Genomic DNA, 20995 nt, shown 5'->3' with positions numbered 1-20995 from the left:
CGCCGGCCGGAGCCCGCGGCGGGATTCGAACCCGCGTCTCTCCTGTGGAAGAGGAAGTAACCGTTGCCTGCGCACCGGGAGTGCTCGCCCAAGCTAACAGAGCGTTCTTGCCCACGTCACCGGAATTACCGGGTCTCAGAAGCGGGGGAGCTCCTGCAGGTTGTTCTTCCAGATCCCGTCCGCGCGCGTGCGGAGGAACTCCGGGCCGAAGGTCGGCTTGATGATCTCCACGGTCACCCGGTGGATTCCCTCGTCCACATAGGCTTTCCCGTCATCGTCTTCGATCCACGCCACGATCGCCGAAACGAAGCTCTAGCCGGTCTCGCCGTTGCCGGGGTTGATCCAGCGCAGTTTCGTGATGTTTTCGCGGAACTTCCCACCTTCGAGCCGCGCTGCGATGATCTTGATGGCCATGGTGCTACTTCTTCGGCTGGCTGCCCTCGATGCGAACAGGGGTAATGCGGTACTCGTTGCCTGTCCGCGCCTTGTTACGCCGTGCCTCGAACGTTACGAGTTCGAGCGTTCTGAGTCAGATGACGCAGACCGCGCTCGTTCCGCCATGTCAAAGTCCTCGCGCCGGCGGGAACACCGGCCGGCGGAGAGGGGAACGGACATGCGCGCTGCCCACAGGACATTCGCCCGGATCGCGGGAATCGCCTTGGCCGCGACGGCACTGGCCGGGTTGCACCCCCGATCCGGCGCCGTCCGCCGCGGTGACCTGGATGAACGGATTCTGCGGCGCGGTCAAGGAGTTCATCGAAGGCAACAACAAGATGACGTCGGCGGGCGGCGAAACCGTCGAGGCCGTCAAGAAGAGCACGAGTGACCAGCTAGGGCACTACGCGGCGATTTTGGCCAAGACGGTCGACGGTCTCCGCGCACTGCCCGCGGCGCCGGTTCCCGCCGGAGACACGGCGAAGCAGGACTTCCTCGCGAAGTACACCTCGGCCCGCAACAAGACCGTGAAAACGAAGGCGGATCTGGACGCGGCGGGCGAGAACGACACGGCGGCGCAGGACCGTGCCGTCGAGGGGCTCATCGCCGCGCAAAAGGACGCCTACGGCGCGCTCGACCCGGTCGCGGCCATCCTGGAGGCTCCCGAGTTGAAGACGGCCGCGGCGACCGCGGAACGTTGCCGCCCGTGAACAACGCCCTAGCTGAGGCCACGTAACCGGGCGGCCTCGTGCTCGACGGAGGGCGGCGCGGTGGAGATCACCTGGTCGAGGGTGCTGCGGGCAGTGGTCAGTTCGGCGATCGCGGCACTGAGCCTGGCGCGTTCCCGCTGGAGGTCCAGCAACAGTTCGGGGCAGTCGGCGATGAGCTGTCCGCCCGCGGAACCCATACAGGGCAGCAGATCGGCGATCGTGGTGGTGGACAGTCCCGCGGCGAGCAGGTTGCGGATGTGCTCGACGGTGGTGACATCGTCTTCGGCGTACACGCGATAGCCGCTGGGGAGACGCTCCGGCCGCAGCAGCCCTTGTTCCTCGTAGTAACGCAGCAAGCGCTGGCTGACACCGGTCCTGCGTTCCAGCTCGCTGATGCGCACGGCCCCTCCGCGACTCGCCCTTGACTCTCACATCTATGTGAGACTTTAGCGTCACGGCATGTCCGACCGACACCTCGAAATCTCCGCCGGGCCGCGGGAATGGCTCGGCCTCGCCGTGCTCGTCCTGCCGACCGCATTGCTGTCCATGGACGCCACGGTGCTCTACCTGGCGCTTCCCAGTCTCTCCGCCGAGCTGGCCCCGAGCCCGGGCCAGCTGCTGTGGATCTCCGACGCCTACGGCTTCCTGGTCGCCGGTTTCCTCGTCACCATGGGCACGCTGGGGGACCGCGTCGGCAGACGACGGCTCCTGCTGATCGGCGCGGCGGCCTTCCTGGTCGTTTCGGTATTGGCGGCCTACGCGCCGTCGGCCGAACTGCTCATCGTCGCCCGCGGGCTGCTCGGCATCGCCGGCGCCACGCTCATGCCGTCCACCCTCGCGCTGATCGGGAACATGTTCCGTGATCCGCGTCAGCGCGGTGTCGCGATCGGGCTGTGGTCCGCCGGCCTGTCCGGCGGAGTGGCGCTCGGTCCGGTGGCGGGTGGGCTGCTGCTCGAGTGGTTCTGGTGGGGTTCGGTGTTCCTGCTGGCCGTCCCGGTGATGCTCCTGCTGCTGCTCGCCGGCCCGTTCCTGCTGCCGGAGCACCGCGATCCCGAACCCGGCGAACTGGACGTGGCGAGCGTGGCCCTGTCCCTGGTGACCGTGCTGCCGATCGTCTACGGCATCAAGCATCTCGCGGAAGGAGGATCGGTTGTGCCTGGCGGGATCGCCCTGCTGCTCGGCGGTGGCACCGGAATCGTGTTCCTGCGGCGGCAGCGGCGGCTGAGCGTGCCTTTGATCGACCTCCGGCTGTTCGCGGCGCGGCCGTTCCGGAACGCGCTGCTCATCCTCCTCGCCGCGCTCGCCTGCGTCGCCGGGATCTATCTGTTCGCCGCGCTTTATCTTCAGCAGGAAGCCGATTTGTCTCCGATCGTGGCCGGGATGTGGCTGGTGCCTTCCGCGGTCGCGATGGTCCTCACGTCGGTCGCGGCTCCGGCGCTGGCTCGCCGGATCCCGGTCCACCGCCTGTTCGCGTCGTCCTTGGTGGTGTCGGCGCTCGGCTTCGCCGTGCTGGCCTGGACCCCGGCCGAAGAGGGGATCGCGCCACTCGTCGCCGGTCTCATGCTCATCTACCTCGGTCTGGGGCCGGTGATGGCGCTGAGCACGGAGATCGTGGTCGGCGCGGCACCGCCGGCCCGGGCAGGTGCGGCATCGGCGTTGTCGGAGACCAGCGTCGAGTTCGGGCTGGCGCTCGGGGTCGCGGTACTCGGCAGCATCGGCACCTTCGTCCAGCGTGGGCACGGTTTCACGACCGGGCTCGCCGTGGTCGCGGTGATCGGTGTGGCGGTACTGTGTGGACTCGCCGTACTCGCCGGCAGGCGACCGGCGGCCTGACCAGCGCCGCGCTCAGTTGCCAATCAGGCATCCGTGAGGATCTTCCGCAATCGCGTCAAGGCCCGGTGCTGCGCCACCCGCACGGCCCCCGCGGTTGAGCCGACCACGCCGGCGGTCTCCTCCGCGGACAGGCCGACGACGATCCGCAACACGACGATCTCCCGCTGTTTGTCCGGCAGGATCCGCAGCAGTTCGCCCATCCGGTCGCTCAATTCGTTGTGCAGCGCGTGCTGTTCCGGGCCGGCGGATTCCGAGACCCCGTCAGGGACTTCGGCGACGGGTTCGGTGCGGTTGCGGGCGGCGGCGCGGCGGGCGTCGGCGACCTTGTGGTGGGCGATGCCGTAGACGAACGCGAGGAACGGCCGCCCTCGTTCGCGGTAGGTCGGCAGTGCGCGGAGGATCGCCACGCAGACCTCCTGTGCGACGTCGTCGGCCGAGGCGTAAGTCCGTTCCTGTCTGCCGATCCGTGCCCGGCAGTACCGGATCACGAGCGGGCGGATGGTGGTCAGCAGCTGGTTCAGGGCCCGCTGGTCACCTCGTCCGGCGGCCGCGACGGGTTCGTCGAGGGTGTACCAGCGCGACGGCGTCACCTGTTCGGGTTCCGACTCCGCCGGGGCGCCCGGCGCCACCAGCGCGAGTTCCCCGATCATCGCGCGGTTCTTGATCCGGGACAGGGTGTCGTCGACGTCGAGGCCCAGCCTCAGCGCGTCGATGAAGGCGCTGTTGGCGCCGTCCAGGCGGTCGACGAAGCCGGGGTCGTGCTCCGCCAGACGGTCACGCGCGTGGCGAAGGGTCGCGCTGACCGCCTCGTCCGAGATGCCGAGCACGCCGGCGATCTCTCGCGACGAATAGCCGTCCAGCGCCCATGCCATGCCGAGTTGCTGACGTTTCGGCAGCTCCCCCAGCATCGTCAGGACGGACGACGCCTCGTCGGCGAGGATGGTGAGTTTGTCCTCCCGGCCGGCGTCGTCGAAGGCCCAGTCGGCCCGGGCCGCTGTCTGTTCCTTCGCCCGCCGATGCCCGACCCGGCGGACCCAGGCCTTCGGCTGGATGATGCCCGGCCAGCCCTCGTAGGCGTTGAGCATCGCCTCCGCCGCCGCGTCCCGCGCGGGGGCCAACGCGAAGCCCGCCTTGCACAGAAAGCCGGTGAGCAGCGGAAATTCGGCGTGGAAGAACTCGTCGAACCCTTCGTGGCCCATCACCCGCACTCACCGCTCTCCGCCGCCTGACGCGAATGCCCTCACAGATCAGGTGCAGTGAGCGGGCCGCTGAGTGTAACGATTCGGTCAAGGTGATGTTTGCGTGGTGCGCCCGGCCGGATACCCGGCGTCGAGGGAGAAGTCGTTTGACGAGGAAGGGAAAATCGGGAAAAAGGAGGTGATAGGAAAATGGAAATGAGGATGGCGGGTGACCTGAGTGAGGCCGCTTGCCGCGGTGAGGATCCCGAACTGTTCTTCCCGGTCACCGAAACCGGTCCCGGCGCACGGCAGGCGGCCAGGGCGAAGGCCGTCTGCGCACGGTGCCCGGTCATCTCGGCCTGCCTGGCCTGCGCCGTGGAAAACGGGCTGGCCCATGGAATTTTCGGCGGGCTGACCGGCAGTGAGCGGCGCCAGGTGATTCGCGTCGGCTCTGCCGCCTGAAAGCGTTTGATCGCGTTATCGAATTTCCGTCGTGTTCTTCGTGCGCGCGAAAAAAGAGGGGCCCGGTTCCGTGAACCGGGCCCCTCTGTCAATGGTGGTCAGGCGGCAGCGGTCTCCTCGGCCAGCCGCTCGTTGCCCGACTGTGTCTTGAGCGGCTTGTGCTTGAGGAAGGCGACGGCGACGACGACCAGCAGCGCGATCGGCGCGCTGATCAGGAACAGTTCGCTGGTCGCCTCCCCGTAGGCCTCGCGGACGACGTTCGCGACCGGTTCGGGCAGCGTGGCGATGTTCGGCACCGCGCCGCCGTCGCCACCGCCGGGCAGCGGCCCGAGCTTCTCGCTCATCAGCGCGAGGACCCGGTTCGCGAGCACGGCGCCCAGCGCGCTCACCCCGATGGAGCCGCCGAGGCTGCGGAAGAACGACAGCGTGGAGGTCGCCGTGCCGAGGTCGTGCGCGTCGACGTCGTTCTGGGAAACCAGGACCAGGTTCTGCATCAGCATGCCGACGCCCACGCCCAGCAGCACCATGTACGCGCCGAGGACGACGAGGTTCGTCTTCGCGTCGATGGTGCCCAGCAAGCCCAGGCCCGCGGTCATCAGCGCCGCGCCGAGCAGCAGGTGGCTCTTCCACTTGCCGGTCCGGCTGATCAGCTGGCCGGAGACCGTGGAGGACACGAGGATGCCGAAGATCATCGGCAGGCTCAGCAGTCCGGCCACCGTCGGCGACTTGCCGAGCGAGAGCTGGAAGTACTGCGACAGGAACACCGTGCCGCCGAACATCGCGACACCGACGAGGAAGCTCGCCAGGGTGGTCAGGGCCACCGTGTGATTGCGGAAGAGGCCCAGCGGCAGGATCGGCTCCGCCACCTTCGACTCGACGTAGACGGCGAGGGCGAGGATGACCACGCCGGCGGTCACCAGGCCGACCGTCCACCAGGAGCCCCACGCGAACTGGTGCCCGGCCAGCGACGACCAGACCAGCAGCGTCGAGACACCGGCCATGATCAGGAACGCGCCGAGGTAGTCGACCTTCACGTCACGTTTGATCGTGGGCAGGTTCAGGGTGCGCTGCAGCAGCAGGATCGCCGCGATCGCGAACGGGACGCCGAGGAAGAAGCACCAGCGCCAGCCCAGCCACGAGGTGTCCACCATGACGCCACCGATCAGCGGGCCCGCGATGGTCCCGACGGCGAACACGGCACCGAAGATGCCCGAGTACTTCCCGAGTTCCCGCGGGGAGACGATGGCGGCCATGATCACCTGCGCGAGCGCGGTGAGCCCGCCCGCGCCGATGCCCTGCGCGACCCGGCTGCCGATCAGGAGCTCGATGTTGCCCGCGAACCCGGCGACCAGCGAACCGATCACGAACAGGCCGAGTGAGAGCTGGATCAGCAGTTTCTTGTTGTACAGGTCGGAAAGCTTGCCCCAGAGCGGAACCGTCGCGGTCATCGCGAGCAGCTCGGTGGTGACCACCCAGGTGTAGGAGGCCTGCGAGCCGCCGAGTTCGGAGACGATCCGCGGCAACGCGTTCGCGACCACCGTCGAGGCGAGGATGGCGACGAACATGCCCATCATCAGCCCCGACATCGCTTCGAGGACCTGTTTGCGGTCCATCGAGCCCGCCGGGGCCTCCGGTTCCCGTGGTTCGGTCATGGATACGGACATGGTCGTCCCCCTTCGTGTTCTGTGGTGCCGTGCGCGTCAGCGCGCGCGGCCGCCGGGCTCCGGGAGCCCGGCGAGAAGCGTTTCGACGGCGTCGTCCAGCAGGTCGAGCGCGGACACCCGGCCGTCGTGCTGGTACCAGAGCATGAGCACCGCGTTCACCGCGCCGCCGATCGTGGACAGCAGCAGCGCCGGGTACAGATCGGCCTTGGGATCGGCGCCGGTACGGCGCGCGATCGCCTCGATCAGCGGCGCGATGGTGTCGTGGTTCATGGCCACCGCGCGCGAATGCAGGGTGGCGTTCTCCTGAATGGCCTTCATGCGGCCGAGCCACTCTTCGCGGTTCTCGTCGACCTGGGCGAAGTCTTCCTTCAACGCGTCGGCAAAGGCGCGTGGAGTGCTGACTTCCTTCGGTGTGGCAAGGAATTTGTCGATGGTGCGCTGGGTCCGCTCGGCGGTGTCGGCGTGCGCGATGACGACAGCGTCCTCTTTGGACGCGAAGTAGTTGAAGAAGGTGCGCGGTGAAACCCCCGCCGCCGCGCTGATGTCCTCGACCGTCACCTGGTCCAGGCCGCGTTCGGCGACGAGCCGGACGGCGGTGGTCGCCAGCGCGCGGTGGGTTTCCAGCCGCTTGCGCTCGCGGAGACCTTTGACGGGTTCGGGCATGAGCACCACGATACGCCCGAAGATGCAGATACTGCAAAATTGCAGTCTGTGAAGCGTGCCACTGGCGGACGGCGGCGGGCCGCCTGGCAGACTGCGGCGGGTGAGCGGAACGGTGCTGGTACTGGGCGGACGCAGCGAGATCGGCCTCGCGGTCGCGGAACGGCTCGCCAAGGGCGGGGCGCGCCGGATCGTGCTGGCCGCGCGTCGGAGCGCGGACCTCAGCGCGGAGTCCCGGCGACTGCTTGCCGCGGGGGCGGAAACCGTCGAAGCCGTCGAGTTCGACGCCGACGACCTCGCCGGGCACGGCCCGTTCCTCGAGAAGGTCGTCTCGGAATACGGGCCCCTCGACGTCGTCGTCACCGCTTTCGGGATCCTCGGCGACCAGGCGCGCGCCGAAGCGGACGCCGCTCACGCCGTCGCGATCGTGCACACGGACTATGTGGCTCATGTGAGTGTGCTGACGCATGTGGCCAAGGTGCTTCGTGAGCAAGGAAACGGAAGCCTGGTGGTCTTCTCGTCGGTCGCCGGGGTGCGGGTCCGGCAGGCGAACTACGTCTACGGTTCGGCGAAAGCGGGTCTCGACGGTTTCGCGAGCGGCCTGGCCGACGCCCTGCACGGCACCGGCGTGCACCTTCTTCTCGTCCGGCCGGGGTTCGTGATCGGGCGGATGACCGAGGGAATGTCGCCCGCCCCGTTCTCCAGCACCCCGGACCAGGTCGCCGACGCGACGGTCGCCGCGCTCCGGAAGCGCCGGGGAACCGTGTGGGTGCCGGGACTTCTGAGGCTGGTGTTCTCGGTGATGCGCGTGGTGCCACGCGCGATCTGGCGCCGGATGCCCCGGTAGGGGAGCGCTGCGCGGTCGGTCCGGTACTCGGTGTCGCGGCCGGTTGTCTGCTTGATCACTCCGGCTGGTCCGAACGGGCTTTAAGACCCGGTTATGACACGTTTCTCAGGTAATTCCCAGCTAACGCGGTGATCCTCGATCACGGGGGATCATTCACGGAAGCGGGGAGAAGTCGTGCTGCTCACGTCGCGAGGACGGCGGATCGGCGGCCGCGTCGCACTGGGCCTGGTGTCGACGGCCGTACTGGGTGTCACGGGTTTCGCGTGGACCCAGTTGAGCCGTTTGGACCAAGCGATCGTCACGGCCGACGTCATCGCGCCGTCCGCCCAGGTGCCCGAAGGGCCGGCGGGTGAACCGCTGAAGGTGGCGCAGAACATCCTGCTCGTCGGAATCGACTCCCGCACCGACACGAACGGGAACCCGTTGCCGCAGAACGTCCTCGACGCGCTGCACGCCGGGGACAGCGACGACGGCGGTGACACCACCGACACCATGATCGTGGTCCACATCCCGGCGGGCGGAGCGGGCGCGACGGCCATCTCGATCCCGCGCGATTCCTATGTGGACATCGCGGGCGGGCTCGGCAAGCACAAGATCAATTCGGCGTACAGTCGCGGCAAGAACGCCGCGATGAACTCTCTGCGCGCGCAGGGGCTCTCCGGTGCGCAGCTCGAGGTCAAGGCCAACGAGGCGGGCGCCAAACTCACGATCCGGACGATCGAGCAGTTCACCGGGCTGTCGATCAACCACTACGCGGCGGTCAACCTCGCCGGGTTCTCCGCGCTGAGCGAAGCCGTCGGCGGGGTCGAGGTCTGCCTCAACGAAGCGGTGCAGGACAAGTTCTCCGGGGCGTCGTTCCCGGCGGGCAAACAGCTGCTTTCCGGGCCGCAGGCGCTCGCTTTCGTGCGGCAGCGGCACGGGCTGCCCAGCGACCTCGACCGCATCGCGCGGCAGCAGGCGTTCCTTTCGAGCATGGCCAAGACCGTCCTGGACGCCGGGACGTTCACCGATCCCACCAAGCTGAGCGATCTGGTCGGCGCGGTGCAGGGTTCGGTCGTGCTCGACCGCGGCTGGGACGTGCTCAGCTTCGCGCAGCAGTTGCGGGGGATGAGTTCCGGGGCGCTGAAGTTCCAGACGATCCCGGTCCAGAGTCTCTCCCTGCCGACGCCGTCGGACGGCGACGCGGTGAAGGTGGATCCGGCCGAGGTGCAGGCGTTCGTGAAGGCCGCGCTGAACTCGACGAGCGTCGCCGCGGTGGGGGAGCCGACCGGCGGGATCGGGATCAAACCGGTCGCGGCCACCTCTTCCGTTGCAGCGCCGCCTTCGTCTTCCACACCGGCCGCGATGGCGGGCTGCGTGAACTGAGCGGTCAGCTTTCGGCCAGTTTCGTCCGGCCGTCGACGATCGCGGGGCCCAACTTGACCTGGGTGTCAGGCACGATCTCGCCGCCGGTTGCTCGTGAGACGCGAGGGCCCGGGATACCGGAGCGCACGGGTGCCGGTCATCGCTTCGATCGGTTCCGCTGGGCCGCGGGCGGGATGTAGCGCCGCGAATTGCTCGCAGATCGTGCTGTAGACCAAGAGTGATCCGATGCCGCCCTCGGCCACCAGGTGCGCCCGGCCGTCGACGGTGATGGTCTGGGTGCTCAGCTCGCCGCCGGAGGGCTTGTCTGAACTTTGGACATGCCGAGGGGCCCGTCGCCGGTGGGCGGGCTCCTCGGGGTTCAGCGGTGATGCAGGGTGTTACGCCGAGGTTTTCGGAGCGGATCTCGGTATTGGGGCGGGATGAACTCCGGTAACCCATCAGTGGCCATCCGGACTTCCCAGTCACCGTGGTGAATCAGCCGGTGATGGAACCCGCACAGCAGCACGAGATTTCGGAGGTCGGTGGGGCCACCGTTTGCCCAGTGCACGATGTGGTGGGCGTGGCAGTTCTTCGGTTTCCGATGACATCCGGGGAAGGCGCAGCCCCGGTCGCGGATGTTCAACGCACGTCGTTGGCCTGGCGTGACGAAGCGTCGTAGCCGTCCCACATCGAGGGGTTCTCCGGCAGCGCTCATCACCACGGGCAACATCAGGCAATCGCAGGCTGCCAGCCGGGCTTCGCGGGCGGTCATCGTGCCGGCGAAGTCCAGGCACGCGGTCCCGAGGCCGGTTTTGAGTTCGTCGAGTCCGATGGTGACATTGACGAGGGTGCGGTAGCCGCTGGTGCCGGGCTGGTCGGGGCAGGCGATGGCCAGGTCGAGGATGTCGGCCCAGGCGTCTCCCAGGCGTTCGCATTTCATCCGCGGATCCGCTTGGCCGAACTCGTCCACCGGCCGTGGCTGGGCATACGCCTCCAACGCGGCCGCGGTGCGGGCACCGGTCTCGTCGTCCAGGATACCGGTGAGTTTCCAGAACCCGTCCTTGCGGCGCTCCAGGGTGGCTTCCCGGCGCGGCTCCTTGGGTTCGGGATCCTTCGGCTCGTTGCCGTCCGGGTCCAGCAAGCCGAGCAGGTTCGCTTCAGCGTCCGCCAACTGGCGGGGACCGGCGTCGCGGGCGAGGGTGGCGAGAATCTTCTCCGCATTCTCCCGGTCTTCGGCGGAGGTGTGGGCGGGGAGTTTCTTCAGGATCTCCAGGATCTGATCGATCCGCTCGCCCCCGACCAAGCCTTCGGCGGCGACAGCGGCAGTAGCCGGTGCCACGGCAGGAACCTCGGTGCCGTCCAACGCACGCGTGGGATTCAGCGCGATGGCCCGGTTCACCACCGAACGGGCTTCACCGACCGACAACCCGGCAATATCGGCGAACCAGTTGGCCGTACGGCCATACCCGTACAAATCCTTGACGCCCCGAGACTCGATCTCCGCCAGGACCGCTGCACGCCATGCGCAAGCTCCAGTTTGCCGGCACGCTACAACTCCTGTGGCAACTCGGGAAGGAAAGCCTCGGACACCCCTCAACACTACCGCAAAACAATCGAACAAGCGTTCGCAATTTTAAGCAACAAGCGAAACGCGCGAACAACACTGAAGAGTGATTCGGCCGCGAAACCGCGACTACCCTAAAGCAATTAGTCGCCTAATTGCGCGGGACGACGCACACGTTCCGCCGGGAGCGAGCAGGCCGGGAGCAAGTAGCCGGCTAATTGCGAAGACGGGGCACGAGGCGGCCACCACGGAAACCGGCCCCAAGATTCTTTTGAACCGCGCCGCGCCGCCGTCCGTGTCACTGGCGTCGGGGAAGTCGCCGAAACGGGGATGGTGTGATGAAGCGTCGGCCGGGCTGGACGATTCTGGTGGCTCTCTCCCTCTGCCTCGCCGGTTGTGCCGCGACCGTGGGCGGGGTGGCGCAACCGGTGGATCCCACCCGGGTCGCCGGGCTCGAGATCACCGACGGCCCCAGTGGTCTCAAACCCGGCGTGCTCGACGCCGGTCTCCCGGTCGACGGTGGTGACGGCGGGGAGATCGACAGGCTCGCGGCCAACGCCGTGGCCGACGTCCAGCGGTACTGGCGCGAGTATCTGCCCGCGACCTTCGATCGCGCGTTCCGGCCGCTGGCCACTCTCGTCTCCTACGATTCGGCGGGTCGCGGGCGTGAGATCTGCGGGGCCTCGACGGCCGGGCTGGTGAACGCCTTCTACTGCTCGGGGCAAGACGTCGTCGCGTGGGATCGCGGGGAGTTGCTGCCGACACTCAACGACTCCATCGGCCCGGCGGCGGTCATGGCCGTACTCGCCCACGAGATCGGCCACGCCGTCCAGTTCCGGCTGGGTCTGCCCGCCGCGAGCCCGTCGATCGTCAAGGAGCAGCAGGCCGACTGCTACACCGGGGCGTACTTTCGCTGGGTCGCCGAGGGCAGGTCGCCGATGTTCCAGGTTTCCACCGGCCGCGGGCTCAATGAGGTGCTCACAGCACTGTTCCAGATCCGTGACTCCGCCGGGGTGGCTTTCGACGACGACGGCGCGCACGGCAACGCGTTCGATCGGGTTTCCGCGTTCCAGTTCGGCTTCACCGACGGGCCCGCCCGGTGCGCCGAGATCGACGAGCGGGAAATCGAAGGCCGGAGCACACAAGGCGGATTCGGTTCGGCCGGGGAGAACGTCCGCCTCGACGATCGTCAGGCACTCGCCGACCTCACCACCAGTCTGCGGCAGGCTTTCCGGCTCGCGGCCACCCCGCCGACGCTCACCACCGGAGCGGCCTGCGGTGTGACGGCGGAGGACGCGCTCGCGTCGTACTGCTCGGAGTCCAACCAGATCAACCTCGACCTCGACGGGCTCGTCCGCATCGGCACCCCGCCGCGCCGGGGGCGGCAGGGCGGCATCGGTGACTTCGCCGCGTTCGCGGAGGTCGCGTCGCGCTACACGCTTGCGGTCCAGCAGGAGGGCGGGTTCCGGCTCGACGGTCCGGTGGCCGCGCAACGCACGGCCTGCCTCACCGGCTTCTGGGCGTCGACCATCGTGGACGGCGGGGCGCTCACGTTGTCACCGGGCGACCTCGACGAGGCCATCGCCGAGATGCTGACGCGGAACAGCCTGATCGCCGCGGACGTCCGGGGCCGGACACTCCCGGCAGGCTTCGCCAGGGTCGCCGCCTTCCGTGACGGCTTCTCCTCCGGCAGCCAAAGGACTTGCGGCGACAAGTACCGCTAGACGCAAGTCCGTGAAGGCCTCCTTCCCTACCCTCAAGGTAGTGAAGGAGGCCTTCACGGACTTGGCCCTCAGGTCATACGAAAGCGCTCTGGCCGGTGATCGCCTTTCCGACGATCAGCGTGTTCATCTCCCGCGTGCCTTCGAACGAGTAGATCGCCTCGGCGTCGGTGAAGAACCGCATGATGTCGTTGTCCAGCACGATCCCGTTGCCGCCGAAGATCTCGCGGCCCCAGGCGACGACTTCCCGCATCCGCGAGGTCACAAAGGCCTTCGCGAGTGACGAGTGTTCGTCCTTGAAGATCCCGGCGTCCTGCAGCCTCGCCAGTTGCACCAGCATGCCCCACGACGCGGTGATGTTGCCGAGGCTCTTCACCAGCAGGTCCTGCACCAGCTGGAACCGCGCGATCGGACGGCCGAACTGCTGGCGTTCCTTGGCGTAGTCCAGCGCCAGTTCGTAGGCGCCGATCATCACGCCCAGCGCCTGCCAGGCCACGCCGCCGCGGGTCGCGCGCAGGATCTCGGCGACGTCGCGGAACGAGTCGATGCCCTGCAGCCGGTTGGCCTCCGGCACCCGGACGTCGGTCAGCGTGATCTCGGCGTTTTCGACGATCCGGAACGCGAACTTGTTCTCGATCTTGACCGGCACGAACCCGGGCGAGTCCTTCTCGACCACGAAACCCTTGACGTGGTTGTCCTCCTCGTCGCGGGCCCACACGATGACGAGGTCCGCGAAGGTCGCGTTGCCGATCCACTTCTTGGCGCCGTTGAGGATCCAGGTGTCGCCCTCGCGGCGCGCCGTCGTCCGCATGCCGCCCGCGACGTCGGAACCGCCGAGCGGCTCGGTCATCGCGAAGGCGCCGATCTTGTCCATCGCGGCCATCGACGGGAGCCAGCGGTCGCACTGTTCCTGGTCACCGCCCGAATGGATGCTGTACATCGCCAGTCCGTTGTGGACACCGAAGAAGGTGGCCACCGACGGGTCCGTGCGGGTCATCTCCATCGCCATCATGCCGCTGAGCAGGTGGCTGGTGGCCGGAAGGTGCTCGCCATAGCCCTCATAGGGCAGTCCGGCGACGCCGAGTTCACGGAACTTGCCGACGAGTTCGTGCGGAAACTCGCCCTTGGCCCAGTGATCGTTCACGAGCGGCTTGACCTCGGTGCGCATGAAGTCACGCGTCTTGAGCAGCAGCTTGCGCTCCTCCTCGGGCAGCAGGTCCTCGTAGGCGTAGAAGTCGGCGGTCATGTCAGTTCTCCTCCTTGTCGGCACTGTCCAAAGCGGACAGCACCGCGAGCTGCTTGCGGTCGCGCGCCTCGGCGAGTTCCGAGTACGTGGAGGAGCCGTAAGCGGATTCCACGGCTTCGATGAGCCGTTCCTGTTCTTCAGGGGTCTGCGAGGGCGTGCCGAGGCCCGCCCACATCTTCTTCATCGACTTGCCGATGTGCTCGGCCATGTGCCGGTACCCGCCGGGGCCGCCGCCCAGATGCGAGCCGAGGAACGGCCCGACCGTGGACCAGCGGATGCCGAGCGAGTTCGTCATCACCGCGTCCAGTTCGGACGGTGACACGACGTCCTGTTCCACCAGGTAGATCGCTTCGCGGCTCAGCGCGTTCTGCAGCCGGTTGCCGACGAAGCCGGGGATCTCCTTGCGTTCCACCACCGGCGTACGGCCGACGAACCGGTAGAACCCCACGGCCCGCCCGACCGACTCCGCGCTCGTGCGCTCGCCGGGGACGACCTCGACCAGCGGGATCAGGTGCGGCGGGTTGAACGGGTGTCCGATGAGGACTCGCGACGCGTCGTCCAGCTCAGCCGCGAACGCCGTCGAGGGGATCGCGGACGACGAGCTGAGCAACAGCGCGTGCGACGGCGCTTCGCGGACCAGGGTCGCGAACAGTTCCTTCTTGAACTCGACGTTCTCGGGCCCGTTCTCCTGCACGACATCCGCGTTCCGGACCGCTTCGGAGACGTCCGCTGCGAGGTGGACGCGAGGGGAGAGATCCGCCACGGTCCGGCCGAGATGCGGGGCGAACGCCTCCAGCGCGCCGGCGACGGCGTCGGCGAGATCCGGTCGCGGGTCCGAGACCCGGACCTCCATGCCGTGCGCGGCGAACAACGCCGTCCACGAAAGGCCGATGGTGCCCGCGCCGATCACCGCGGCGTTCCGAAAAGTCATGACCGTGCTCCCTTCAAGTAGTCGAAGACCGGCTTGACCGGGGCGAGTGTCAGGTCGGTGAGGATGTGGCTCGCCGAAACGACCTCCAGCACCGGGAGATCGGCGAGCGGGGCCAGCACGTGCTGGAACAGCTGCAGCCGCGCCGGCCCGGTCCACGCTTCCTTGACCGCCACGTCGGTGATCTCGGTGCGGACCAGCTCGAAGACCCGGGGCGATCCGTCGTAGTCCGGGATGGTCTTGAGCATGAACGTCGGCACGGTGATCTGCGTTTCGGCCTCGCGGACGTCCAGCCGGTGGTGCTTGTAACCCATGGTCGCGGTCGCGACGCGCTGGCTGCCGTAGTCGAGCGTCCCGACTAGCGCGCCGTTCTCGGCGAACAGCCTCGGCGAGCCGATGGTCTTCGGGTAGGCGCTGATCTCGCGGCCGGACGCGGTGGCCGGGAAGTTGTCGAGGTACATCGCGTGCAGGTACTCGCCACGCTCGCCCTCGAAGCTCACCGGGATCGCCTGCCCGGACTCGGTGTAGGGCCCGTAACCGCTGACGTCGCCCATCTTCATCACCTCGAACCGCACCAGCGGCTCGTCGATCTCCAGCGGCTCCGGCACGACGGCGCGCAGGGCGTCGGCGTCGGTGCGGTAGACGATGTTCAGGTACTCACGGTTCGTGAACCGGGGTACCACCGGCGCGTACGCCGGGTTCGTGAGCGGCGTGGTCACGTGCCGGAGGACTTCTTGCTGCTTCATCTCACTCACCTGTCCACTGTGGAGCGCGGCGCTCGGCGAAGGCCCGCATGCCCTCGCGGACGTCGGCCGACTTCATCAGCGCCGGGAGGTCCGCACGCTGGGTGGCAAACGCTTGCGCGTCGGGAACTCCGTCGGCGGCGCGGACGATCTTCTTGACCAGGGCCAGCGCCAGGGGAGCGTTGGCGGCGATCTGTTCCGCGAGTTGCAGAGCGACGGCGGCGGCCTCGCCGCTCGGGACGACCCGGTTCACCAAACCGAGGCTTCCGGCGCGTGCGGCGCCGATCGGCTCGCCGGTGAGCAGGAACTCCATCGCCAGGTGGTGCGGGATCCGCTTCGGCAGCCGGATCACGCCGCCACCGGCGGCGATCAGCCCGCGTTTCACCTCGGGCAGCCCGAACTTCGCGTCTTCGGCGGCGACGATCAGGTCGCAGCCCAGCGCCAGTTCGAAGCCGCCGCCCATGGCCCACCCTTCGACGGCCGCGATCAGGGGCTTCGACAGTTCGGCCTCGGTCAGCCCGCCGAACCCGCGGCCGGGGACCTCGGGCGATTCACCTTTCAGCGCCGCCTTGAGGTCCATCCCGGCGCTGAACGAACCGTCCGCGCCGGTCAGGACTCCGGCCCGCAGCGCGGGATCGGACTCCAGCAGGTCGAGTGCCTCGGCCAGACCGGCGGCGACGGCTGCGTTCACCGCGTTGCGGGCCGAGGGCCGGTCGATCGTGATCAGCAGCGTGCCGCCGACCCGTTCCGTACGTACTTCGGTGCTCATGGTTTCTTCCTCAGCGAGTGGTGGCGAGTTCGCGCAGGACTTCTTCGGTGTCCTGCCCCGGCAGGGGAGCCAGCCGCCGGACGGAGCCGGGGGTCGCGGAGAACTTCACCGGGATGCCGATGGTGCGGATCGAGCCCTCGCTCGGGTGCTCGACGACGTCGAGCAGGTGGCCGTCGCGGACGTATTCGTCGTCCTGCGCCTTGTCGAGTTCGAGGACGGGGGCCATCGGGATGCTGTGCTTCGCGCAGACCTCGGTCCACTCCTCGGTGGTCAGCGCCGGGGCGCATTCGGCGATCATCGCGGCCAGCGCCTCGTGGTCGGCGCCGTCGATCGCGTCGCCGTTGACCCGTGGGTCCTCGGCCAGTTCCGGCCGTCCGGCGGCGTGGAAGAAGTCACGGAAGTTCCGCGGGTTGTACGGGATCACGCAGGCCATGCCGTCCTTGGTGTGCACCGCCTGGTGGCCCGGATTCAGCGACGGGCCGAAGCCGGTCGGGCCCTCCGCGGGCTCGAAGACGTGCCCGGCGAGGTGCTCGACCAGGTTGAACGCGATCAGCGTGTCGGTCATCGGGATCTCGACCCGCTGGCCCTCGCCGGTCCGGTCACGGTGCACCAGCGCGGCGAGCACGGTGTAGGCGATGGTCAGGGAGGAGACCTTGTCGCCGATGATCGTCGGCAGGTAGACCGGCTTGCCCAGTGCGCGGTTCGCGACGTCGACCAGCCCGGACGACGCCTGCACGGTCTCGTCGTAGGCGGCGTGCCCCGCGCGGTCGGAATCGCCGCGGAACCCTTGCGCGTGGGCGTAGATCAGGCCGTGATTGCGCGCGGCGAGGTCTGCGTAATTCATGCCGAGCCTGCTCAGCGCGCCGGGACGCATATTGGTGATCAGCACGTCTGCGGTGTCGATCAGGTTGAGCGCCTGCTCTCGCTCCTCTTCGTCCTTGAGGTTGAGGGCGACGCTGCGCTTGTTGCGGTTCACGTTCAGGTTGAGCGGCGTCATCCCCGGTGTCGTGCGGAACCTGCCCACCCGCACGGTGTCGGCGGGGGACTCGATCTTGATCACGTCGGCGCCGAGGTCGCCGAGGATCTGCGCGGCGTACGGCCCCATGACCACCGTCGAGAGGTCGATCACGCGAACGCCGTCCAGTGGGCCGGTGGCGGTCTGAGTCATTTTGCTTCCCTTCGCCGTTGTTCGCTCTACAACCGAAGTTAGGCGCGAATAGCGGTAAAGGGAATGATCAAGAAACGAAGAATGGTATGACCGCGGTGGTCATACCATTCTTTGCGGCTCGTGAGTGGTAAGGACGGTTAGAACCGTCCTTACCACTCACGAGCCCCGAGTCGGACCTGGACCTTTGCCGCCTCAGGTCGAAAGCTGTTCGGCGAAGATCTCGCGGACGGCTTCGACCAGTCCGGCGAGGTCGCCCTCCTCGGCGCGGTCGCGCCGCCAGACCAGTGCGGTCTCCAGCTGGGGCCGGAAATCCGAGAAGGGGAGGATGGTGGCGCCGTCGACAAGGAACAGATGCATCGGGCTGGCCGGATCCAGCATCGTGATCGAGAACGACGAACCGTTCGCGACCAGCTCGGAAATGCCCGAATATTCGGTTCCGCCGACTTTGAGCCTTTTCCTGATGCCCGCCTTCGACAGGGTGTGGTCCATATCGTCCGAATAGGCCGGAATGCTTTCCGATGCGGACGGGATATAGGACAGATCGCTCAATTCGGCGATGGTGACGGTCTCCCGTCCGGCGAACCGGTCCGCCGGGACGACGGCGCCGAGCCACTCCACCTGCACCGGGACGATCTCCAGCGCGGGATCGACGACCGGCATCCGGACCAGCGACAACGCCAGCTTGCCCTCGTGCACCGCGGCGACCAGATCGGGTGTCGTGCCCGGCCAGCGCTTGAGTTCGAAGCGGTCGCGGCAGCGTTCTTCGAGGCGTTTGACCCGTTCCCGCAGAGCCGGGTGCACGCCGGCGGGGATGCCGATGAACACGGTGCTGCGCCGGGGTTTCACCGCTTCCTTCAACCGCCAAGGGATGGCGTTGACCTGTTCGAGGACGTCCCGCGCGATCGGCAGCAGCGCGGAGCCCGCCGCGGTGAGTGTGACGTGATGCGTGCTGCGGTCGAACAGCCGGTGACCCAGTTCGTGTTCGAGATCCTTGATGCGCTGGCTCAGCGGGGAGGCGGCCATATGCAGTCTTCGGGCCGCCTGGGAGAAGTTCAGTTCCTCGGCAACGGCCACGAAATACCGCAGGTGCAACATCTCCACGTGCTCACCCTAACCGCAGAGCCACGGTGAACGCGGCGCCGCCTTCGGGCGCCGGGCCCGCCGTCAGCGTCCCGCCCATGCGGGTGATCAGCCCGTGCGCCAGCGCGAGCCCGATACCCGAACCGACCGGGCGGCGGTCGCGGTAGCGCTGGTTCAGCACCCCACGCTCGAACGCGACCGGGTAGTCCTCCGGCGCCAGACCGGGCCCGCCGTCCCGCACTGCCAGCCGGGCCTGCCCGCCGGCCGCCACCAGGGAGAACATGATCGGCGCGCCCGCCGGGGTCACGCGCAGGGCGTTCTCGGCCAGCCCGTCGACGACCTGGCGGAGCCGCCGCGGATCGGCGACGACCGGGACCTCGCCGGGCGGCCGCTCGACCAGCAGCGTGACGTCCTGCCGCGCGCACCGCAGCCGCCAGACGTCCGCGCATTCGTCGAGCAGCGCCGCGAGATCGAGGCGCGCCGGGTCGAGGCGGAACTCGTCCGCGCCGAGCCGTGCCAGTTCCAGCAGGTCGCTGACCAGTCGTTCCAGCCGTTCCGCCTCGCGATGGATGGTCCTCCCGGCGCGCCGCGCGTCCTCGCCTTCTGCCACGCCGTCACCGATCGCCTCCGCGAACCCGGTGACGGCGGTCAGCGGTGTCCGCAGTTCGTGCGACACCGAAAGCAGGAACTCGCGCTGCCGAGCCTCGCTGTACTGCAGGGCGTCGGCCAGTTCGTTGACCGATTTCGCCACGTCCGCGACTTCGGACGGCCCTTCCACCGGAACACGCAGGTCACGGCGCCCGGCCCTCATCCCGTTCGCCACCGACGCGGCCCGGCGCAGCGGCCGCGACAGCATCCGGCTCAGCAGCAGCCCGGCGATCGCGGCGACCGCCAGCCCGGCGCCGAGTGCGAGCACGGTGTTGCGCACCAACGTCCTGCCGCGCGCTTCACCGATCTCCGTCGACTGGACCAGGGCGAACGCGGCACCTCTCGCGCCAACCGCGCGGACTTCGACGAGGTACTGCCTGCCTTCGACCACCACTGTGCCCGAGCGGGTGAACCCCGTTTTGGTGGCGGCGATGGCCGCGACCGTCCCGTCGCCGTCGATCGTCCCGTTCGGACGGCGGACGACGACGTCGATCCCTTGTCCCCGAACGACTTCCGCGGCCCTCCCGACGCGGAGCCGGTTGCCGATCCCGGTCTCGTCGAGCTGGCTCGCGACCACGTCGGCCTGTGCCGAAAGCGACTGCCGGAGCACGTCGCTGCCCGTGGTGCGGATGAGCCGGGCCGCGACCAGCCCGGCGACCACCACCGCGACCGCGGCGACCGCGAGGCACACCACGGTGATCCGCAACGCGAGCGAGGTCCGGTTCATCCGGTGTCCGCCGCGTAACCGATCCCGCGGACCGTCCTGATCGGACTGTGCTCGCCCAGTTTCCCGCGCAGCTGGGCGATGTGGACGTCGACGGTCCGCGTGCCCGCCGACGCCGCGTAGCCCCAGACGGAACTGAGCAACTGCTCGCGGCTGAACACCTGACCGGGCCGTCGCACCAGATGGGTGAGCAGATCGAACTCGGTCGACGTCAGCGTGATCTCGGTATCGGCGGCCCAGGCACGACGCTGGGTGACGTCGACGCGCACGCCGCCCGCCGTGTAGGTCTCGGCGCGCGAAGGCGCTCCGGCGGCGCGGCGCAGGACGGTCCGGACCCTTGCCGAGAGCTCACGCGGGCTGAACGGTTTCGTCAGGTAGTCGTCGGCGCCGATCTCCAGGCCCAGCAAGCGGTCCAGCTCGTCGTCGCGCGCGGTCACGAACAGCACCGGCGTCCAGTCGCCGTCCGCGCGCAGCGTCCGGCAGATCTCGATACCGTCCATTCCGGACAGTCCGATGTCGAGCACGATCGCGACCGGGCGCAGCCGCCGGATCGTGGCCAGTGCCGCGCCGCCGTCCGCCTCCACGTGCACGCCGAACCCGTCCCGCCGCAAGTACAGCGAAGCGAGTTCGGCGATCGCGGGGTCGTCCTCGACGACCAGCACCAGCCCGCGTCCCGGTTGTGTCGTCACCGGCCGATCCTGTCACGGGGCGGGGTCGCCCGCCATGTCCTGCTCGATCGAGTCGAGCGTGTGCTGGACGTCGCTCAGCTCACCCGGCGCCGGGCTCGAAGCGGGTTCGTCGTCGGTGCACGCGACCGCGCCGAAGAGCGCGAGCGCGGTCAAACCGGCGGCCAGGAGACGTTTCACTTGCCCGCCTTGCAGTGCGCGCCCGCGAACGCGTCGAGCTTCTGCTTCGCCGCGGTGAGCTCGGGCAGCCTGCCGTTGCGCTTGTCGGCGCGCTTCTGAAGCTTGTCGGCGGCGTCGTTGTGCCCCTTCTTACGCTGGCCCTCGGCCCTGGCCTTGAGATTCGCCACCGAACCGCGGATCTCGGGGCCACCGTTGATGCGTTCGGTGAGTTTGGTGGTGCGCTGGGTGAGTTTCGGCAGCCATTCGGCGCACAACTGCTGGGACTCTTCGGGGCTCAGGGTGATCGGTGCCTGGGCCGAGGCCGCGGGAGCGAGAGCGACGAGGCCGGCCGCGGTCAGGCAGACGGCGATGGTGTGTTTCAGCATGCGAAGAGCGTCGCGCGGCCGGATACGAGGAATGTGGGGG

The 20995-nt window shown here is 68.4% G+C and carries 20 protein-coding genes and 2 pseudogenes; 6 read left to right on the top strand and 16 right to left on the bottom strand.

The annotated features are described in order from the left end of the window. Positions 1–135: 135 nt before the first annotated feature. Positions 136–294 carry a DUF3892 domain-containing protein gene (locus AC0685_RS22775; RefSeq protein WP_478227369.1) on the bottom strand — a complete coding sequence of 53 codons (159 nt, stop codon included), beginning with the start codon at positions 292–294 and terminating at the stop codon, positions 136–138. 428 nt (positions 295–722) lie between these two features. On the opposite strand from AC0685_RS22775, the gene AC0685_RS22770 reads away from it, so the two are divergent. Next, positions 723–1145, top strand: a complete 423-nt coding sequence (locus tag AC0685_RS22770) for a hypothetical protein (RefSeq protein ID WP_478227368.1) — start codon at positions 723–725, stop codon at positions 1143–1145. A gap of 8 nt (positions 1146–1153) precedes the next feature. Here the strand turns inward: AC0685_RS22770 and AC0685_RS22765 are convergent, their stop codons facing one another. Then, positions 1154–1546 carry a MerR family transcriptional regulator gene (locus AC0685_RS22765; RefSeq protein WP_340684016.1) on the bottom strand — a complete coding sequence of 131 codons (393 nt, stop codon included), beginning with the start codon at positions 1544–1546 and terminating at the stop codon, positions 1154–1156. A 58-nt stretch (positions 1547–1604) separates the two neighbouring features. Here AC0685_RS22765 and AC0685_RS22760 point away from each other — a divergent pair, with 58 nt between their 5' ends. After that, positions 1605–2978, top strand: a complete 1374-nt coding sequence (locus AC0685_RS22760; RefSeq protein ID WP_478227367.1) for an MFS transporter — start codon at positions 1605–1607, stop codon at positions 2976–2978. 23 nt (positions 2979–3001) lie between these two features. Here AC0685_RS22760 and shbA read toward each other — a convergent pair whose 3' ends face one another. Further along, the gene (gene shbA, locus AC0685_RS22755) at positions 3002–4177 is read right to left on the bottom strand and encodes an RNA polymerase sigma factor ShbA (protein ID WP_478227480.1); all 1176 of its coding nucleotides are present in this window, start codon (positions 4175–4177) and stop codon (positions 3002–3004) included. Between the two features lie 189 nt (positions 4178–4366). On the opposite strand from shbA, the gene AC0685_RS22750 reads away from it, so the two are divergent. Next, positions 4367–4618 (top strand): WhiB family transcriptional regulator, encoded by a 252-nt coding sequence (locus tag AC0685_RS22750; RefSeq protein ID WP_478227366.1) that lies wholly within the window; start codon positions 4367–4369, stop codon positions 4616–4618. 98 nt (positions 4619–4716) lie between these two features. Here the strand turns inward: AC0685_RS22750 and AC0685_RS22745 are convergent, their stop codons facing one another. Together AC0685_RS22745 and AC0685_RS22740 are read right to left on the bottom strand one after the other, a co-directional pair. Continuing rightward, a complete protein-coding gene (locus tag AC0685_RS22745) occupies positions 4717–6231 on the bottom strand; it encodes an MDR family MFS transporter (protein WP_478227479.1) in 1515 nt (504 codons plus the stop codon). Positions 6232–6318: 87 nt separating this feature from the next. Next, positions 6319–6945, bottom strand: coding sequence for a TetR/AcrR family transcriptional regulator (locus AC0685_RS22740; RefSeq protein WP_478227365.1), 627 nt, complete (start codon positions 6943–6945; stop codon positions 6319–6321). A gap of 100 nt (positions 6946–7045) precedes the next feature. On the opposite strand from AC0685_RS22740, the gene AC0685_RS22735 reads away from it, so the two are divergent. Continuing rightward, the gene (locus tag AC0685_RS22735) at positions 7046–7789 is read left to right on the top strand and encodes an SDR family NAD(P)-dependent oxidoreductase (RefSeq protein WP_478227478.1); all 744 of its coding nucleotides are present in this window, start codon (positions 7046–7048) and stop codon (positions 7787–7789) included. 174 nt (positions 7790–7963) lie between these two features. Then, complete coding sequence (locus tag AC0685_RS22730) at positions 7964–9154, top strand: LCP family protein (protein ID WP_478227364.1); 1191 nt, start codon at positions 7964–7966, stop codon at positions 9152–9154. A 358-nt stretch (positions 9155–9512) separates the two neighbouring features. On the opposite strand, the pseudogene AC0685_RS22725 reads toward AC0685_RS22730, so the two are convergent. Next, positions 9513–10669: pseudogene (locus AC0685_RS22725) on the bottom strand (HNH endonuclease signature motif containing protein). A gap of 357 nt (positions 10670–11026) precedes the next feature. Between AC0685_RS22725 and AC0685_RS22720 the strand changes: the two are divergent. Then, positions 11027–12421: pseudogene (locus AC0685_RS22720) on the top strand (neutral zinc metallopeptidase); the annotation flags it as partial. A 73-nt stretch (positions 12422–12494) separates the two neighbouring features. On the opposite strand, the gene AC0685_RS22715 reads toward AC0685_RS22720, so the two are convergent. From AC0685_RS22715 to AC0685_RS22670, 10 genes are all read right to left on the bottom strand, one after another. After that, complete coding sequence (locus AC0685_RS22715; protein WP_478227363.1) at positions 12495–13664, bottom strand: acyl-CoA dehydrogenase family protein; 1170 nt, start codon at positions 13662–13664, stop codon at positions 12495–12497. 1 nt (position 13665) lies between these two features. Next, a complete protein-coding gene (locus AC0685_RS22710) occupies positions 13666–14595 on the bottom strand; it encodes a 3-hydroxyacyl-CoA dehydrogenase NAD-binding domain-containing protein (RefSeq protein WP_478227362.1) in 930 nt (309 codons plus the stop codon). Next, positions 14592–15338, bottom strand: a complete 747-nt coding sequence (locus AC0685_RS22705; RefSeq protein ID WP_478227361.1) for an acetoacetate decarboxylase — start codon at positions 15336–15338, stop codon at positions 14592–14594. Before AC0685_RS22705 ends, AC0685_RS22710 begins: the two co-directional genes overlap by 4 nt. A gap of 1 nt (position 15339) precedes the next feature. Continuing rightward, positions 15340–16104, bottom strand: a complete 765-nt coding sequence (locus tag AC0685_RS22700; RefSeq protein ID WP_478227360.1) for a crotonase/enoyl-CoA hydratase family protein — start codon at positions 16102–16104, stop codon at positions 15340–15342. Positions 16105–16114: 10 nt separating this feature from the next. Next, positions 16115–17272 carry a CaiB/BaiF CoA transferase family protein gene (locus AC0685_RS22695; RefSeq protein ID WP_478227359.1) on the bottom strand — a complete coding sequence of 386 codons (1158 nt, stop codon included), beginning with the start codon at positions 17270–17272 and terminating at the stop codon, positions 16115–16117. A gap of 192 nt (positions 17273–17464) precedes the next feature. Next, positions 17465–18373, bottom strand: a complete 909-nt coding sequence (locus tag AC0685_RS22690; RefSeq protein ID WP_478227358.1) for a LysR family transcriptional regulator — start codon at positions 18371–18373, stop codon at positions 17465–17467. 4 nt (positions 18374–18377) lie between these two features. Then, complete coding sequence (locus AC0685_RS22685) at positions 18378–19727, bottom strand: HAMP domain-containing sensor histidine kinase (RefSeq protein WP_478227357.1); 1350 nt, start codon at positions 19725–19727, stop codon at positions 18378–18380. Further along, a complete protein-coding gene (locus tag AC0685_RS22680) occupies positions 19724–20413 on the bottom strand; it encodes a response regulator (RefSeq protein ID WP_478227356.1) in 690 nt (229 codons plus the stop codon). Before AC0685_RS22680 ends, AC0685_RS22685 begins: the two co-directional genes overlap by 4 nt. Before the next feature lie 12 nt (positions 20414–20425). Beyond that, positions 20426–20590 (bottom strand): hypothetical protein, encoded by a 165-nt coding sequence (locus AC0685_RS22675; protein ID WP_340684001.1) that lies wholly within the window; start codon positions 20588–20590, stop codon positions 20426–20428. Then, positions 20587–20955: a hypothetical protein gene (locus AC0685_RS22670; RefSeq protein WP_478227355.1), complete on the bottom strand. Its 369-nt coding sequence runs from the start codon at positions 20953–20955 to the stop codon at positions 20587–20589. Before AC0685_RS22670 ends, AC0685_RS22675 begins: the two co-directional genes overlap by 4 nt. Between the last annotated feature and the right edge of the window lie 40 nt (positions 20956–20995).

The sequence above is a fragment of the Amycolatopsis sp. NPDC043889 genome (assembly GCF_056435645.1).
The sequence above is the reverse complement of the archived record's forward strand: the minus strand, read 5'-3'. Positions and strand labels throughout refer to the sequence as shown.

What these genes read in the sequence shown, in the direction of transcription:
- AC0685_RS22770 (WP_478227368.1), top strand. Translation starts at nt 723, where the DNA reads ATGAACGGATTCTGCGGCGCGGTCAAGGAGTTCATCGAAGGCAACAAC.
- AC0685_RS22760 (WP_478227367.1), top strand. Translation starts at nt 1,605, where the DNA reads ATGTCCGACCGACACCTCGAAATCTCCGCCGGGCCGCGGGAATGGCTC.
- shbA (WP_478227480.1), bottom strand. Translation starts at nt 4,177, where the DNA reads ATGGGCCACGAAGGGTTCGACGAGTTCTTCCACGCCGAATTTCCGCTG.
- AC0685_RS22750 (WP_478227366.1), top strand. Translation starts at nt 4,367, where the DNA reads ATGGAAATGAGGATGGCGGGTGACCTGAGTGAGGCCGCTTGCCGCGGT.
- AC0685_RS22745 (WP_478227479.1), bottom strand. Translation starts at nt 6,231, where the DNA reads ATGGACCGCAAACAGGTCCTCGAAGCGATGTCGGGGCTGATGATGGGC.
- AC0685_RS22740 (WP_478227365.1), bottom strand. Translation starts at nt 6,945, where the DNA reads ATGCCCGAACCCGTCAAAGGTCTCCGCGAGCGCAAGCGGCTGGAAACC.
- AC0685_RS22715 (WP_478227363.1), bottom strand. Translation starts at nt 13,664, where the DNA reads ATGACCGCCGACTTCTACGCCTACGAGGACCTGCTGCCCGAGGAGGAG.
- AC0685_RS22710 (WP_478227362.1), bottom strand. Translation starts at nt 14,595, where the DNA reads ATGACTTTTCGGAACGCCGCGGTGATCGGCGCGGGCACCATCGGCCTT.
- AC0685_RS22705 (WP_478227361.1), bottom strand. Translation starts at nt 15,338, where the DNA reads ATGAAGCAGCAAGAAGTCCTCCGGCACGTGACCACGCCGCTCACGAAC.
- AC0685_RS22700 (WP_478227360.1), bottom strand. Translation starts at nt 16,104, where the DNA reads ATGAGCACCGAAGTACGTACGGAACGGGTCGGCGGCACGCTGCTGATC.
- AC0685_RS22695 (WP_478227359.1), bottom strand. Translation starts at nt 17,272, where the DNA reads ATGACTCAGACCGCCACCGGCCCACTGGACGGCGTTCGCGTGATCGAC.
- AC0685_RS22685 (WP_478227357.1), bottom strand. Translation starts at nt 19,727, where the DNA reads ATGAACCGGACCTCGCTCGCGTTGCGGATCACCGTGGTGTGCCTCGCG.
- AC0685_RS22670 (WP_478227355.1), bottom strand. Translation starts at nt 20,955, where the DNA reads ATGCTGAAACACACCATCGCCGTCTGCCTGACCGCGGCCGGCCTCGTC.